This window comes from Flavobacterium sp. UBA4854 (genome assembly GCF_002399805.1).
GTDB lineage: Bacteria > Bacteroidota > Bacteroidia > Flavobacteriales > Flavobacteriaceae > Flavobacterium > Flavobacterium ginsengisoli.
Map to the genome: position 1 here is coordinate 49,994 of NZ_DHEI01000035.1, position 14,462 is coordinate 64,455.

A 14,462-nucleotide genomic window follows, 5' to 3' on the forward strand; every position below is an offset into this window, starting at 1 on the left:
AGCAATTCAGCCAAACCATTATCTGATTCGTATTTTGAATGCAATTTTACATATCGCACCAACTTTGGTTTATATGTTTCTTTTATTTCTTCATCCAAAAAAATAATATCCCTAGCAATCAGCTTTTGAAGCACCGGAAGTATATTTTTTTTATTTAAAATCGAAGCAATTTCCTGAACCTTTAATGAACTCTGATGTTGCAAAGCCTCATAAATCAAAAATTCATCATCAGAAAGTTCGCTGTCGTTTACTACCACATCAGGTTTATGCGAAATAATAGTTTCACTCTCCAGTAATAATCCGCTTGGAAATGCGCCTCGATATACGTCTCCAATACCACACATATAATAATTAGCTACCCAAAGCCAGTGTTTAATCTGAATTTCGGTTGCAATTGGTTTTTCATCCAAAATCTGATGAATTTCTTTAGCTTCATACAATGTTGGAGCATTTTCATGAACATCCAAAACCAGTGCTGTATAAATTTTACTTTTGCCAAATGGCACAGCAACTCGCATTCCTTTTTTAATGAAATGAAACTCGGCTTCAGAAACTCGGTATGTAAATGTCTTAGCTAAAGAAAGCGGTAAAATGACCTCGATGAAATGCATGGATTTTTTTTATATGTCAGCAAATTATTTCTGACCTGATTTAGGAGGAGTATTATTTGAAAGATTATAATCCTGAACCAGCTTTAAAGTATGATTGATAGATTTATTGCTTGTTCCGCCATCATGTCCCGGAATAACATAATGAGGATTCTTAAATTTTGACTGAACTTTTTTAATGGATTTTTGCCATTCTTTAACATCTGCATCGCCTAAATATCCAAGATTTTCAGCTTCAACACTTTTTATAAAACACCCGCCATAAAGAATTTTTTCTTTTCCGAACCAAACTACAATATTATCTGGCGCATGGCCTTTACCAGGATAATATACTTCAAATTTGTATTGTCCAACTGTAAAAATTGTGTCATTCGGAGTTATAAATTCAGATCTGGGTTCGTTGTTTTTTTTCAAAATATCATCTGTCAGCTTAATAGAGTACGTTTTAATTCCCTTTTTTTTATAAAAATCAAATCCACCCGCACGATCTTCATGTGAGTGCGTTCCAAAAAGCATAACAACTTCTTTATTATGTCTTGACTTTATACTATCCAATAAAGGCTGAAACTGTGTTTTATCCCACGGGGCATCAAAAAGAACAACTCCTTTATCTGTAATAACATACATGGCATTGGCAGAAATCTTTGTCCCTTTGTAATCGCTAAAAGTCTTATAAACATAAAAGTCACCCGTAAGATGACTTATTTGTAATGGCGAATTCTTAGATTGTCCAAAGCTGTTTGAAACTATAACTAAGAATAAAATTATCGAAGCTAATTTTCGCATTAGATTTTAATTAATTTTTTACCCTTGTCCAGTATTGCGTTCTCCCCATTAAAGATATACCAACATACCCTCGAAGTTTTAGTTTATCAGCAGATTCTAATGAAATATAACATTTGTATTTTTTACCGCTTGTAGGATCTAAGATAGTGCCTCCATTATATTCATCACCATCTTTTTTTAAACCATTTATAATTACCATTCCTAAAATTGGCTTGTTTTTTTCAGCTCCTTCACATTTTACGCAGACATCTTTTTTATGGCTATCGCGAAGTATATCTACTACTTTACCATATAATTTTCCTGATTTTTCGTAAATCTCTACGATCGATTTTGCTTCACCTGTCTCATCATCAATTGTTTTCCATTTCCCAATTACACTTTGGCTTTGCATGGTTAGCGCAAAGAAAAAAACACCGATTGTTAACATCCAATTTTTCATACTAGTAAGTTTTTTTTTGTTTTAATTTTCTGATAGAAGCATTTAGTTCGAACCCTAAAAGCAGTATCATACAGTTTATCCAAATATAAAACATTAGAATTAATAATGTCCCAATAGAACCATAAAGTTCGTTATATTTTGAAAATTTTATAACCCAAATCCCAAAAAAGAACGAAGATATAACAATTAGGATCGTTGTAAAAACAGAACCAATGCTTATAAAAGACACTTTATTATACTGTTTTGTACCATAACGCAATAATATTGAAGATGTTATCAAAATCATTAAAATAACAAACAAGTATCTTCCTAAGATGATCAATGGAATTCGATCACTCAACACATCCTGAATGATTGTTTTCTGAATAAAAACCTCAAAAACGACAATTGTTGCCACTGTTACAAACAAAATAACTGTCATAACAAGAGAAATTGCCAACGCAACAAGATACTGTTTAAAAAATCCGCGTTTATCAAAAACGTGTTTAGAAGATTCAAAACCGCTCAAAATGCCATTTATACCATTTGCCATTAAGAAAATAGAAAGTAGGAAACCCGACGATAATAAACCCGAATGACTATTGTTTAAAATATCACTAATGATTTTACTAATTGCATCAAAAGTATTTGGCGGAACGCTTTGCTGAACGAACTGCAAGAAATCTTCCTGAAAATTATCTATCGGAATAAATGGAATTAAGTTTAAGATAAACAGTGCAAAAGGAAATAAAGCCATAAAAAAGCTAAAAGAAACCGCACTGGCATGATACGAAAATGCACCTTCAATAATTCCTAAGGTATACATTTCTAGCAAATCATACAGCGAAAAACCTTCTAGCCAAGGCAGTTTTATTCTTTTAAAAAGTCGGGCTAAATTGCGTATAACAGGCAATTTCTCAATCCGATCTTCTATCTCCTGCGACATATTTTTAGATTTTAGATTTCTGAGTTTAGTCCAGCTATCGGGATAGATTTACAAAACTCATAACTTATAACTCAAAATTTATAACTTCGTTAAAAAGCTTTCAAACTCAAATCCATATTATAAACAGAATGCGTTAAAGCACCAGACGAAATATAATCTACACCGCATAAAGCATATTCACGAACTGTTTTTTCACTGATATTTCCTGAAGATTCAGTCTGGCATTTTGTACCAATTAATTCAACAGCCGTTTTAGTATCTTCATAATTAAAGTTATCAATCAGAATTCTATGAACTCCATCGCTCAATAAAATCTCTCTAATTTCATCCAGATTGCGAGCTTCAACAATAATTTTTAAATCCAAATTATTTTCCTCTAAATATTCTTTTGTTTTAGAAATCGCACGAGTAATTCCGCCTGCAAAATCAATATGATTGTCTTTTAACATAATCATATCATATAAAGCATAACGGTGATTCTCGCCACCCCCAATTTTTACAGCCCATTTTTCTGCCGCTCTAAAATTTGGAGTCGTTTTACGTGTATCTAAAATCTTTGTATTTGTTCCTTCCAAAAGATCCATTAAATGACTTGTTTTTGTAGCAATTGCAGACATTCTCTGCATGGTATTCAAAACAACTCTTTCAGCTTTTAAAATAGATTGTGAGCTTCCAGAAACTTCAAAAACAACTTCTCCGTATTCTACATGCGTTCCATCTTCGATAAAAGTTTTCACTTTCAGTTTTGGATCCACATGTGCAAATATCATTTTTGCCAATTCTACACCAGCAATTATTCCTTGATCTTTTACCAACAATTTAGCTTGACCGTGAGCTGTATCTGGTATACAAGCCAGCGAACTATAATCTCCTGGTCCAACATCTTCTCTTATGGCGTTACTAATCAAAAGTTGTAATTCTGCTTGAAATTGTGCTTCGCTTATCATTTTTCTATTTTTAATAATATGCTAAATTAGGATATATTTTATGGATTTGAAAGTTACTGCACCATGAAAAATTACATAAAACATTAAATATCTCTTTTTTAACTATTAAGATATTCAGAAAAATAAAGTTACAATTCTTAACAAAACTTAATCTCTTAATAAGAGCTCAATTAAATATCTTTGAAGTTTATTCAAGCAAAAATCATGGGATTAATTAAAGATATTTACTCGGTTTCTTTTTACGAAAAATTTGGTCAGGCTGTCGCCGAAGTACATCCTTCATTCAACAAACAAAAATTCATTGAAGCGATTTACGAAGGCGATTTTGTACAGAAAGAATGGAAAGACCGCATGAAACATACTACAGTTGTGCTTCACCAATTTATGCCTCAGAATTTTGTAGAAGCCACTGCTTTAATTGATGAAATCATTGAAAACTTAAAGAAAAATAATTTTACTGATGGCAATCTGGCTTTTATTTTCTTTGCCGATTATATCGAAATGTACGGTTTAGACGATTTTGAAACTTCCGTAAAGGCCTTTGTTTCTATAACACAATTTATAAGCTGCGAGTTTGCCGTTCGTCCTTTTATCTTAAAATATAAAGAAAAAATGATCAACGAAATGATTAAATGGTCTTTGCACAAAAATCATCATGTACGAAGATTAGCTAGCGAAGGTTCAAGACCCAGACTGCCTTGGGCAATGGCGATTCCGTTTCTAAAAAAAGACCCAACTTCTATTCTTCCGATTTTAGAAAATTTAAAAAATGATCCTTCAGAATATGTTCGAAGAAGTGTTGCCAATAATTTGAATGATATTGTAAAAGATAATCCAGAGATTGTACTCGAAATCGCTTCAAGATGGAAAGGCCACAGCAAAGAAACAGACGGAATTATAAAACACGGTTGCCGAACTTTATTAAAACAAGGACATCCTGAAATTTTAAGTCATTATGGTTTAGAAAGCACCAATATCGAGCTTTCATCTTTCGAAATCAAAACGCCAACTGTAAAAATTGGAGATTATCTGCAGTTTCATTTTCATTTAAATAATAAAAACGAAGAACCCAAAACAGTTCGTTTAGAATATGCCGTTCATTATAAAAAAGCAAAAGGGCATTTGGCAAAAAAAGTCTTTAAAATCAGTGAGAAAATTTATCATCCAAATCAATTAACTAAGATTGAAAGAAATCAGTCTTTTAAATTGATTACGACCAGAGTTTTTCACACAGGAAAACATCAATTGTCGATTATTATTAATGGAACTGAAAGTGAAGTTTTAGAGTTTGAGCTGATTGAGTAAATATAAAGCATTCTCTTTTTTTTGTCATTCCGAGGTACGAGGAATCACACTTGGGATTCGACAAAGATTGGCGTCTTACTTTGTCGAGTTTCTAGTGTGATTCCTCGTACCTCGGAATGACAAACACAACTATGCAAAAAAAGAAGCATTTGAATTATTCCACATTTTCCTTACTTTTATAGATAATACTAAAACAACTTTTCTTAATCTAAATTAAGTTACAGACAAACATCGCTGCTGTAATTTTGTTTTCAAATAAAATAATACCACATGTCAAACATCAGTTTAATCATCGAAGAACGTGCAGCCAATATTGGCAATTTTATGGTAGGAAGATTATTGCCTTTCCGTGAAAAAAGAGCCGTTGGACCATTTGTATTTATCGATCATATGGGGCCTGCGCATTTAAGTGACCATGAAAATATGGATGTTCCTCCGCACCCGCATATCGGACTTTCAACACTAACTTTTTTATTTGAAGGAAGCATTATGCACCGCGATAGTTTAGGAACCGAATTAGAAATAAAGCCAGGCGCTGTAAACTGGATGACAGCCGGAAAAGGAATTGTTCACTCAGAAAGAACTCCAGAATATTTGAGACATTCAGATAAAATGCTTCACGGTTTGCAGATTTGGGTTGCTCTTCCTAAAGAATTAGAACAAATGGAGCCTAATTTTACACACGTTGAAGCAGATGATATTCCCGCTTGGGAAGAAAATGGAGTTTCGTTCAAATTGATTGCTGGTGAAGCTTTTGGAAAAAAATCTCCAGTTCCTGTTTATAGTCCATTATACTTTATTGAAATTAAAAGCAAAGAAGCTCAAAAAATCAATATCGGAAAAGATTTGTTTGGCGAAAGCGGTTTATATATTTTGGAAGGAAGCATCAAAAATGGCGAACATACATACGATCCAAGACAAATTTTAATTACAACTGAAGCCTCTCTTTGTGAGTTCGAAATTGCTGCAAACTCTACAGTTTATATTTTTGGAGGAGAGCCATTTCCTGAAGAACATTTCATCTTCTGGAACTTTGTTTCTTCTGATAAAAACCTCATCGAAAAAGCAAAAATTGACTGGACAAACCAGACTTTTCCAAAAGTTCCTGGAGAAACCGAATTTGTACCATTGCCTGAACCAAGAATTAAATAATTATGAATACAATAGCAGCAAAAATAGATACGCGTTTGTATCGCACCGAAATAACATCTGCCAGCGGAAATGTAGTAATTGCAGATGAACCACAGGAAATGGGTGGCAAAAATTTAGGATTCAGCCCGTCAGAACTTTTAGCTTCGTCATTAGCCTCTTGCACGCTGATTACATTAAGAATGTACATCAATAGAAAGCAATGGAATGTTGAAGAAATCAATATAAAAGTCGATTTTGAAAGAGATTCAGAACAAAACGTATCTCTTTTTACCAGAAAAATAGAAATCATTGGCGAAGTTGACGAAAAACAAAGACAGCGCCTAGAAACGATTGCAAATAGCTGTCCGATTCATAAAACATTAACACATTCAATCGAAATCAAAACCACATTATTTTAATCATCATGGAAATTCAACAAATAAACGATACAAGAAGAGGCTATTTTGAAGCTGTAGAAGACGGAAAAGAAGCTGGAAAAATGACTTATACTTGGGCAGGAGACTCTAAATTTATTATTGACCATACAGAAGTAAGTCCAGATTTTAATGGAAAAGGTGTTGGCAAAAAATTAGTTATGGCAGCCGTAGATTATGCCAGAGCAAATAATGTAAAAATTATTCCTCTTTGTCCTTTCGCAAAAAGTGTTTTTGATAAGGTTCCTGAAATACATGATGTACTTTTTTCTTAAAAGGTTCTAAGTTTTTTTAACCGCAAAGCGCGCAAAGAATAACGCAAAGTTCGCAAAGTTTTTAGACAAAGCTTTGCGAACTTTGCGTTTATACTAAGTCAAGTAAATAACAAAACCTTGCGCTCTTTGCGGTAAAAATTCAAGATAACGAAATTCGATTTTCAAATTTCTCCGAAAACTCGTATATTTGCGCGTAATTTAATCTTAGAGTATGACAAGAATAATTACGCTTTTCTGTATTTTTATAGCACAAATCGGCTTTTCTCAATCGGCTGAGAGTTATTTAGAAAAAATCAGAAATAATGAAGCTCTCTTAACAGCTTTTTTTCAACAAATGCCTAAAGGAGGCGATTTGCACCACCATTTTTCAGGATCAATTTATGCAGAACCGCTTTTAGAAAGAGCGATTGCCGAAGACTTTTATTTGAATCTAGAAACCATGGCAGTTTCTAAAACCAAACCTGAGAAAGGAAATTGGGAAAACTTTTCATCTCTTAAAAACAAAGGAAAATTAGATTACTATCAGCAACAAGTTATGCAAACTTGGTCTATTAAAGATTACAATGGCTCCGTTCCTTCTGATGATCAATTCTTTGATTCCTTTATGAAATTTGAACCAACTATTGCAGGTCATTTTGCAGAAGGAATGCTCGAATTAAAAAAGCGTGCGATTGCAGAAAATGTACTTTATATTGAAACACAATTATCAACAATTCCGTGCGATATGAATGTTTCAGATTTAACTGATTTCAATTCAAAATTACGCCAAGCAGCAGAACAGAAAGATGAAAAAGCTGTTATGAAACTTTTAGATGAATTGTATAAATCATTTCAGAAAAAAGATGCTAAAAAATATGCTTTAGATTTCAATAATAATTTCATTGCAAAACTGCATAAAGACTTAAAAATAGATGACGATAAATTTACGATGCGTTATCAAAACTTTGTGCTTCGTTTTATGGATCCCGTTGATTTATTTAAAAACCTGACAATAGCTTTTATCTCTGCAAACGAAAGTAAATTGGTTGCTGGCGTAAACATTGTTTCTCCAGAGCATGGCGAAAATTCTATGAAAGATTACTGGCTTCATATGGTAATGTTTAAATATTGCCACTCTAAATTTTCAGACGTAAAATATACGCTTCATGCAGGCGAATTGACTTTAGGTTTAGTTCAGCCAGAAGAATTGACTTGGCATATTAATGACGCGATCTATGTTGCAGGAGCAAACAGAATTGGTCACGGAGTTGATATTGCGTATGAGACAAATTCATATGATTTATTAAAATATATGTCGAAAAACAACATTCCGATTGAGATCAATTTAGCGAGCAACGAATTCATTTTGAAAGTAAAAGAAAACAGACATCCGTTTACACTTTACAAAGAATTTAATGTGCCAATTGTGATCAGTACAGACGACGCCGGAATTCTAAGAAGCAGTATGACGGAACAGTATGTTTTACTGGCAAAAAGATATCCTGATGTAAATTATGAAACGATTAAAAAATACGTTTACAATAGCATCAATTACAGTTTCATTCAAGATGCTTCAGTCAAAAAACAATTATTGAAAGATTTAGATACTCGTTTTAAAACTTTTGAAGCGAATTTTTCTAAAAAGTAATCTAAAATCTGTGTAAAAATTTCACGCAGATTTTAAACCGATTTAGGTTGATTTAATAAAGTTTTTTTTAACCAAAATACTAAAAATAAAATCAGCTTAATCTGCCAAATCTGCGGGAAAAATTATACTCTCGCAGATTTGGCAGATCCAGCAGATAAAATTTATTTAAATTATGATTCTAGAAGCAGCATTTCTATATATAAAACCAGAGTTAGCCAATCAATTTGAAGCTGATTTTACTAAAGCAAGCCAATACATTTCATCAATCGATGGTTATTTAGGACATAGATTAGAGAAATGTCTCGAAGTCGAAAACAAATATCTTTTACTGGTCGATTGGAATACATTAGAAGATCACACAGTAGGTTTTAGAACTTCTGAAGCGTATCTGGAATGGAAAAAGATCTTACATCATTATTACGAACCGTTTCCTATTGTAGAGCATTTCGAAACGGTTTTTGAAAACAAAAAATAAAGTTTTCATTTTGCCACAGATTAAAAGGATTAAAAAGATTTTTTAAATTTAAAATAATCTAATCTGTGTTAATCCTTTTAATCTGTGGCAAAAAAAATAAATTCGTGCGAATTAGTGCAATTCGTGGCAAAAAAAACTTAACCAATGAATATCAAACTTATAGCAATAGGCAAAACAGATAATAAATCGCTTCAGACTTTGATAGACGATTACACAAAACGCTTGTCATTTTATATCAAATTTGATCTGGAAATAATTCCCGATATCAAAAACGTAAAAAACTTATCTGAAAGCCAGCAAAAGGAAAAAGAAGGCGAATTAATCCTGTCTAAACTTTCAGCAACAGATCAATTGATTTTGTTGGATGAAAACGGAAAAACATTCTCAAGCGTTGGTTTTTCTGAAGAATTACAGAAGAAAATGAATTCTGGAGTTAAAACTTTAGTTTTCGTAATTGGTGGTCCTTACGGATTTTCTGAAACCGTTTATAAAAAAGCACAAGGAAAAGTTTCTCTTTCGCTAATGACTTTTTCGCATCAAATGGTTCGTTTATTTTTCATAGAACAATTATATCGCGGATTTACGATTTTACGCAATGAACCTTATCATCATCAATAGATTCATTAAAGGGGCAAAGGTTCAGAGAAACAAAGGTTCAAAGTTTTTTAAGTTTTAAAAAATGTACTCTACTGGGAGTTTATCAAGGCTATATGTCACCTCTTTTTGCAGTAGAATTTTATACTGGATATACTCTTCGTAACTCATATTCTTGTCGAATAAAAACACTAAATCTGGTACTCTTTCAAACTTTATACTGTAAAATTGCTTTAGTATTTCTGAGATTTTTATTTCCTGATTTCCCATAAAAACTCGTTTCTCTCCTTTGCTAAAATAAACCACAAAACTTCCTGCAGTAGGTTTCTCCATTTTATAAAACACTTTCGTGAAAGGAAGAAAAGCTAAATTCTTCCCTATAGAATCTGCATAAGAATAATAGTTTTCAGATTCTTCATTTTGATGCATTTTCTCGTTACGCTTTTTTTCCTGCATTTTAATCACTTCTGGGATTACCTTTTTTAATGGCAAGCGTTTGTCAATATTGAAAATCCAATTGGTTGAAATTATGGCACTCTTTCGATTTAAATCGGCTATTGTATCTTTTCCCTCAACTTTAAAAAAGAGGTAAATCGGCGAATGATCTTGTACGTCTTTTACAATTGAAACATTTGATTTTGGCAGTAAAACGTCTTCTTTTTTTCCGCATGAGAAAAGTAGGAAAGCTATAATTAGGATAAAGTATTTCATATTATTTTTTTTTACACAAAGAATTAATACAACGTTTTGTCATTCCGAGGAACGAGGAATCACACTCGAAACTCGACAAATATTGGCGACATACTTTGAGGAAATACTAGTGTGATTCCTCGTTCCTCGGAATGACAAATCTATCGTTTAAATAGTATTTAAACTCATTTTACCAAACAAAGTAACACATTCCATCGCTTCTTTCACATCATGAACTCTCAAAATTTTTGCTCCTTTTGTCAAAGCAATCGTATTCAAGAAAGTAGTTCCGTTTAAAGCTTCTTGAGGCGTAATGTCAAGTGTTTTATAAATCATTGATTTTCTAGAAATTCCAGCTAAAACGGGTAATTCCAAAAGATTAAAAAGTTCCATTTTCTGCATTACTTCATAATTCTGATCGGTTGTTTTAGCAAAACCGAAACCTGGATCTAAAATCAAATCGTTGATTCCTAAACTTCTTGCTTTTTTCACTTTTTCAGAAAAATAAAAAAGCATTTCTTTTATAATATCATCGTACTGCGTCAAACTCTGCATCGTCTGCGGATTGCCTCGCATGTGCATCATGATGTACGGAACATTATAATACGCAATTACATCAAACATTTTTTCGTCTAGTTCTCCAGCCGCAATATCGTTTATAATTGCCGCACCACTTTCTATGCTCGCTCTGGCAACCTCTGCTCTAAAAGTATCGATTGACAATAAAGTTTCTGGAAAGTGTTTTAAAATCAATTCTATGGCTGGAACAATTCGGTCAATTTCTTCTTGTTCGGTTACAAACTCAGCACTTGGTTTACTAGAATATGCTCCAATGTCAATAAAAGTTGCACCTTCTGAAAGCATTTTATCAACTCTCGAAATAATTTCGTCTTCGTTTTTATATTTTCCGCCATCAAAGAAAGAATTTGGAGTAACATTTAAAATTCCCATTACTTTTGGAATTTCCAAATCAATCAAACGGCCTTTACAATTAATTGTCATTTGTTCTGTTATTTTTTATTTCAGGTTTCAAGTCCTAGAACTTACACAATCCAAGTCAACTTTAAACCTGAAACTTGAAACATTATATTTTAGTTTCAACTTCGCAGCATTAACACTTTGTTAAGAAAAAACTTGGAACAAAGAAAACCTTAAACTTGAAACTCTTAAAAAATTATGCTTATTTTTGAAGAAATTTTAGCAAATATACAGCATATAAATGAAGAATACTTCCCAAGAGTTTGATAATGTTATCGCGGTTTGCCGAACATTGTACATCAATAAAATGAAAGATTACGGTAGTGCGTGGAGAATTTTAAGATTACCATCGCTAACTGACCAGATTTTCATAAAAGCACAACGAATTAGAAGTTTGCAAGAGAATGATGTTCGCAAAGTTGACGAAGACGAAAAAGGAGAATTTATCGGAATAATCAATTATTCGATCATGGCTTTGATTCAGTTAGAACTTGGCGTTGCAGATCAGCCGGATCTTGACGTTGAAAAAGCAACTGAATTATACGATGCTAAAGTAAAATTGACTAAAGATTTAATGGAAGCTAAAAATCATGATTACGGCGAAGCTTGGCGCGATATGCGCGTAAGTTCTTTAACTGATTTGATTTTGCAAAAAATTCTTCGCGTTAAACAAATTGAAGATAATAAAGGAAAAACTTTGGTATCTGAAGGTATCGATGCCAATTACCAGGATATGATTAATTATTCTGTCTTTGCTTTAATTCTAAACCCTATAAACAAATAAAATTTCAAAAAATAAAATCCCAAATTCCACCTTTAAAATTGGAGTTTAGGATTTAAAAATTTGGAATTTAAACCCTAAATATTTGCCATGAAAAACATCATTACCCAATTCTCCCGATTATTTGTCGGCGTCTTATTTATTATTTCTGGATTAATAAAACTGAACGATCCTGTTGGTTTCTCTTATAAACTGGCAGAATACTTTAGTGAACCTGTTTTTAATATGCCATTTTTAGAGCCGTTGGCTTTAGGATTAGCAATTTTCTTAGTTATTCTAGAAGTAGTTTTAGGTGTAATGCTTTTGGTTGGCTACAAATCAAAATTAACAATTTGGGCTTTATTATTATTAATCGTTTTCTTTACATTCCTTACTTTCTATTCTGCTTATTTTGATGTAGTAAAAGATTGTGGATGCTTTGGAGATGCTTTACACTTAACACCTTGGCAGTCATTCACAAAAGATGTTGTTTTACTTTTCTTTATCTTGATTTTATTCATTAATAAAAAACTGGTAAAACCTTTATTTTCAAAATTGGTTACCAATATTATTACTTTAATCAGCATTATTTTATGCGTATTTATGGCTGTTTGGGTTTTAAATCATAATCCTATCAAAGATTTCCGTCCTTACAAAGTGGGAACAAACATCGAGAAAGGAATGGAAATTCCTGAAGGTGCTCCAAAATCGGTTGTAGAAATGATTTTTATCTACAAGGTAAATGGTGTCGATAAAGAATTTACAGAGAAAGATTTAATGAATATTCCAGAAGGAGCGGTATTTGTTGATCGTAAAGACAAAGTAATTACCGAAGGATACATTCCTCCTATTCACGATTTCACCATGACTAAAGATGATTCTGATTATAAAGAAGAATTATTAAAAGAGCCAAAATTATTAATCTATGTAACTTATGATTTGAATTTATCGAATCCTGACGGAATGAAAAAGTTAGCAAAAGTTACTGCAGATGCAAAAGCAAAAGGTTATAAAGTAATCGGAATGACTGCTTCTGGAGCTGATGAAATAGCGAAAGCTAAAAAAGATTATGCTTTAGATATTGATTTTTATTTCTGCGATGGAACAGCTCTAAAAACTGTTGAAAGAGCAAATCCAAGTATTGTAGTTTTACATAAAGGAACTATCGTTCAAAAAGTACACTACAACGACGTTGATGATTTGAAATTATCTGATGTAGCTTACGGTATTTAAATTACCAACTAGAATAATTTATTAAACGCCAATTTCCTTTTCAAGGTTTTGGCGTTTTTTTTCATTTATAAAATCCTTTCAGGAAAATGTTTAAAAATCATATTGACATAAAGTTAAAGCACAAAAAATTCATTAAAGAAGTATGCGAAACAGAAATTGTATTCGCATTAAAAAGCAAAAACGGATTCGCTACTTCTTACTCTAATGAATTTGAAGACGAAGATGGAGAACCAATAGGAATCATTTGCTTTTGGTCAAAAGAAATTATGGCAAAAATATGTGCAAAAAACGAATGGGACGATTATCATCCTGCTGCAATTAATCTTTCTGATTTTCTTGAGAATTGGTGTATTGGCATGCATAACGATGGATTGCTGGTTGGAACAAACTTTGATCAACACCTTTTTGGCTATGAAAGCGAAGGTTATAATTTGATTCTAGAAATAATAACAGAATTAAAAAAGACAAAAAAAGAATTAGATCTTAAAAAATTCGAAAATATAGAAGATTTTGAAAATCAAACGAAGAAAACAATTAGATAGTAAGGATATAAATAATTTTAAAAAATAATCCTACATTTGGTCAAACCAAAAACTATTTTTAATCATGAAAAAACTTCTAAAGATTTCAGTTCTACTAGTCTTAATTTTTACTACAGGATGCGATTCACCTCAAATAAATTGTGAAACTGGACCTTTGATTTATACTTTCGAATTTGTTGATAAAGATTCTGGAGCAAATTTGTTTGACAATGGTACTTTTTCTCCACAAACACCTGTTACAGTAACAGATTTAAATCAAAATAAGATAATTCAAACCTCTTATCTGAAAAGTAACAATTCAGATCGTGCTTTGTTAGTATTAGGATTTGCAGAAGGAACATTTAAATACGCTGTAAATATTGGAGACAAACCTGCCTTTGAATTATCTGTTGTTACAGAAAGAGTAAAAGGAAGCCAATGCAGTAGTATCGTAAAAAAGGCATTTGAAATTAAAAATGCTGAATATGAAGAAGAAAAGACAACTGGAATTTATAAAATTCTCATGAATACAAAAAACTAAAATCGATTTAAATCCATTTTTACATTCTACATAATCTATTCATGAAAAAACTCTTTCAAACACTTGCTTTCTCGTTCTCCATTTTATTTTGCATTGCGGGTTTCGGTCAAACAAAAAATGAAAATCAACGCTATATCTTCTTTTTTCATAACAAATTTGTTGAAGAAAATGATCTAAATGTAGCTCATCCAGA

Annotated in this window: 17 protein-coding genes and 1 pseudogene; 11 read left to right on the forward strand and 7 right to left on the reverse strand. The window is 32.1% G+C overall.

What is annotated here, in order from left to right; translation table 11 throughout:
• From B3J44_RS04655 to nadC, 5 genes and pseudogenes are all read right to left on the reverse strand, one after another.
• Positions 1-611 (reverse strand): annotated as a pseudogene (locus B3J44_RS04655) (primosomal protein N'); the annotation flags it as partial.
• A gap of 24 nt (positions 612-635) precedes the next feature.
• Positions 636-1,394, reverse strand: coding sequence for a subclass B1 metallo-beta-lactamase (gene bla-B1-FLAV / locus B3J44_RS04660; protein WP_286966099.1), 759 nt, complete (start codon positions 1,392-1,394; stop codon positions 636-638).
• Positions 1,395-1,404: 10 nt separating this feature from the next.
• A complete protein-coding gene (locus B3J44_RS04665) occupies positions 1,405-1,833 on the reverse strand; it encodes a DUF2147 domain-containing protein (RefSeq protein ID WP_198856113.1) in 429 nt (142 codons plus the stop codon).
• A 1-nt stretch (position 1,834) separates the two neighbouring features.
• Complete coding sequence (locus tag B3J44_RS04670; RefSeq protein ID WP_286966100.1) at positions 1,835-2,758, reverse strand: YihY/virulence factor BrkB family protein; 924 nt, start codon at positions 2,756-2,758, stop codon at positions 1,835-1,837.
• An 89-nt stretch (positions 2,759-2,847) separates the two neighbouring features.
• Positions 2,848-3,705 (reverse strand): carboxylating nicotinate-nucleotide diphosphorylase, encoded by an 858-nt coding sequence (nadC, locus tag B3J44_RS04675; RefSeq protein WP_198856115.1) that lies wholly within the window; start codon positions 3,703-3,705, stop codon positions 2,848-2,850.
• 204 nt (positions 3,706-3,909) lie between these two features.
• Between nadC and B3J44_RS04680 the strand changes: the two genes are divergently transcribed.
• From B3J44_RS04680 to rlmH, 7 genes are all read left to right on the forward strand, one after another.
• Positions 3,910-5,010, forward strand: coding sequence for a DNA alkylation repair protein (locus B3J44_RS04680; protein ID WP_286966101.1), 1,101 nt, complete (start codon positions 3,910-3,912; stop codon positions 5,008-5,010).
• A 270-nt stretch (positions 5,011-5,280) separates the two neighbouring features.
• Entirely contained in the window at positions 5,281-6,162 is an 882-nt protein-coding gene (locus tag B3J44_RS04685; RefSeq protein ID WP_286966102.1) for a pirin family protein, read from the forward strand.
• Positions 6,163-6,164: 2 nt separating this feature from the next.
• A complete protein-coding gene (locus B3J44_RS04690) occupies positions 6,165-6,560 on the forward strand; it encodes an OsmC family protein (RefSeq protein ID WP_198856118.1) in 396 nt (131 codons plus the stop codon).
• A gap of 5 nt (positions 6,561-6,565) precedes the next feature.
• On the forward strand, positions 6,566-6,850 hold the full coding sequence (locus B3J44_RS04695) for a GNAT family N-acetyltransferase (RefSeq protein ID WP_278022068.1): 285 nt from the start codon (positions 6,566-6,568) through the stop codon (positions 6,848-6,850).
• A 211-nt stretch (positions 6,851-7,061) separates the two neighbouring features.
• Positions 7,062-8,477 (forward strand): adenosine deaminase, encoded by a 1,416-nt coding sequence (locus tag B3J44_RS04700; protein ID WP_286966103.1) that lies wholly within the window; start codon positions 7,062-7,064, stop codon positions 8,475-8,477.
• 172 nt (positions 8,478-8,649) lie between these two features.
• The gene (locus tag B3J44_RS04705) at positions 8,650-8,952 is read left to right on the forward strand and encodes an antibiotic biosynthesis monooxygenase family protein (RefSeq protein WP_286966104.1); all 303 of its coding nucleotides are present in this window, start codon (positions 8,650-8,652) and stop codon (positions 8,950-8,952) included.
• Positions 8,953-9,096: 144 nt separating this feature from the next.
• Positions 9,097-9,570, forward strand: coding sequence for a 23S rRNA (pseudouridine(1915)-N(3))-methyltransferase RlmH (gene rlmH, locus B3J44_RS04710; protein WP_035648259.1), 474 nt, complete (start codon positions 9,097-9,099; stop codon positions 9,568-9,570).
• 54 nt (positions 9,571-9,624) lie between these two features.
• On the opposite strand, the gene B3J44_RS04715 is transcribed toward rlmH, so the two are convergent.
• Together B3J44_RS04715 and folP are read right to left on the reverse strand one after the other, a co-directional pair.
• Positions 9,625-10,257, reverse strand: a complete 633-nt coding sequence (locus B3J44_RS04715; RefSeq protein ID WP_286966105.1) for a hypothetical protein — start codon at positions 10,255-10,257, stop codon at positions 9,625-9,627.
• A 147-nt stretch (positions 10,258-10,404) separates the two neighbouring features.
• Entirely contained in the window at positions 10,405-11,238 is an 834-nt protein-coding gene (gene folP / locus B3J44_RS04720; RefSeq protein ID WP_286966106.1) for a dihydropteroate synthase, read from the reverse strand.
• A gap of 217 nt (positions 11,239-11,455) precedes the next feature.
• Here folP and B3J44_RS04725 point away from each other — a divergent pair, with 217 nt between their 5' ends.
• From B3J44_RS04725 to B3J44_RS04740, 4 genes are all read left to right on the forward strand, one after another.
• Positions 11,456-11,998, forward strand: coding sequence for a DUF1599 domain-containing protein (locus B3J44_RS04725; protein ID WP_198856124.1), 543 nt, complete (start codon positions 11,456-11,458; stop codon positions 11,996-11,998).
• Positions 11,999-12,085: 87 nt separating this feature from the next.
• Complete coding sequence (locus B3J44_RS04730; RefSeq protein ID WP_278022072.1) at positions 12,086-13,207, forward strand: BT_3928 family protein; 1,122 nt, start codon at positions 12,086-12,088, stop codon at positions 13,205-13,207.
• Positions 13,208-13,293: 86 nt separating this feature from the next.
• Positions 13,294-13,749, forward strand: a complete 456-nt coding sequence (locus tag B3J44_RS04735; protein WP_286966107.1) for a DUF2750 domain-containing protein — start codon at positions 13,294-13,296, stop codon at positions 13,747-13,749.
• Positions 13,750-13,813: 64 nt separating this feature from the next.
• Positions 13,814-14,269: a hypothetical protein gene (locus B3J44_RS04740; RefSeq protein ID WP_286966108.1), complete on the forward strand. Its 456-nt coding sequence runs from the start codon at positions 13,814-13,816 to the stop codon at positions 14,267-14,269.
• Positions 14,270-14,462: the final 193 nt, after the last annotated feature.

Excerpts from the sequence above, each read along its gene's own strand:
- bla-B1-FLAV (WP_286966099.1), bottom strand. The coding sequence starts at position 1,394 with ATGCGAAAATTAGCTTCGATAATTTTATTCTTAGTTATAGTTTCAAAC.
- B3J44_RS04665 (WP_198856113.1), bottom strand. The coding sequence starts at position 1,833 with ATGAAAAATTGGATGTTAACAATCGGTGTTTTTTTCTTTGCGCTAACC.
- B3J44_RS04670 (WP_286966100.1), bottom strand. The coding sequence starts at position 2,758 with ATGTCGCAGGAGATAGAAGATCGGATTGAGAAATTGCCTGTTATACGC.
- nadC (WP_198856115.1), bottom strand. The coding sequence starts at position 3,705 with ATGATAAGCGAAGCACAATTTCAAGCAGAATTACAACTTTTGATTAGT.
- B3J44_RS04680 (WP_286966101.1), top strand. The coding sequence starts at position 3,910 with ATGGGATTAATTAAAGATATTTACTCGGTTTCTTTTTACGAAAAATTT.
- B3J44_RS04685 (WP_286966102.1), top strand. The coding sequence starts at position 5,281 with ATGTCAAACATCAGTTTAATCATCGAAGAACGTGCAGCCAATATTGGC.
- B3J44_RS04690 (WP_198856118.1), top strand. The coding sequence starts at position 6,165 with ATGAATACAATAGCAGCAAAAATAGATACGCGTTTGTATCGCACCGAA.
- B3J44_RS04695 (WP_278022068.1), top strand. The coding sequence starts at position 6,566 with ATGGAAATTCAACAAATAAACGATACAAGAAGAGGCTATTTTGAAGCT.
- B3J44_RS04700 (WP_286966103.1), top strand. The coding sequence starts at position 7,062 with ATGACAAGAATAATTACGCTTTTCTGTATTTTTATAGCACAAATCGGC.
- B3J44_RS04705 (WP_286966104.1), top strand. The coding sequence starts at position 8,650 with ATGATTCTAGAAGCAGCATTTCTATATATAAAACCAGAGTTAGCCAAT.
- rlmH (WP_035648259.1), top strand. The coding sequence starts at position 9,097 with ATGAATATCAAACTTATAGCAATAGGCAAAACAGATAATAAATCGCTT.
- B3J44_RS04715 (WP_286966105.1), bottom strand. The coding sequence starts at position 10,257 with ATGAAATACTTTATCCTAATTATAGCTTTCCTACTTTTCTCATGCGGA.
- folP (WP_286966106.1), bottom strand. The coding sequence starts at position 11,238 with ATGACAATTAATTGTAAAGGCCGTTTGATTGATTTGGAAATTCCAAAA.
- B3J44_RS04725 (WP_198856124.1), top strand. The coding sequence starts at position 11,456 with ATGAAGAATACTTCCCAAGAGTTTGATAATGTTATCGCGGTTTGCCGA.
- B3J44_RS04730 (WP_278022072.1), top strand. The coding sequence starts at position 12,086 with ATGAAAAACATCATTACCCAATTCTCCCGATTATTTGTCGGCGTCTTA.
- B3J44_RS04735 (WP_286966107.1), top strand. The coding sequence starts at position 13,294 with ATGTTTAAAAATCATATTGACATAAAGTTAAAGCACAAAAAATTCATT.
- B3J44_RS04740 (WP_286966108.1), top strand. The coding sequence starts at position 13,814 with ATGAAAAAACTTCTAAAGATTTCAGTTCTACTAGTCTTAATTTTTACT.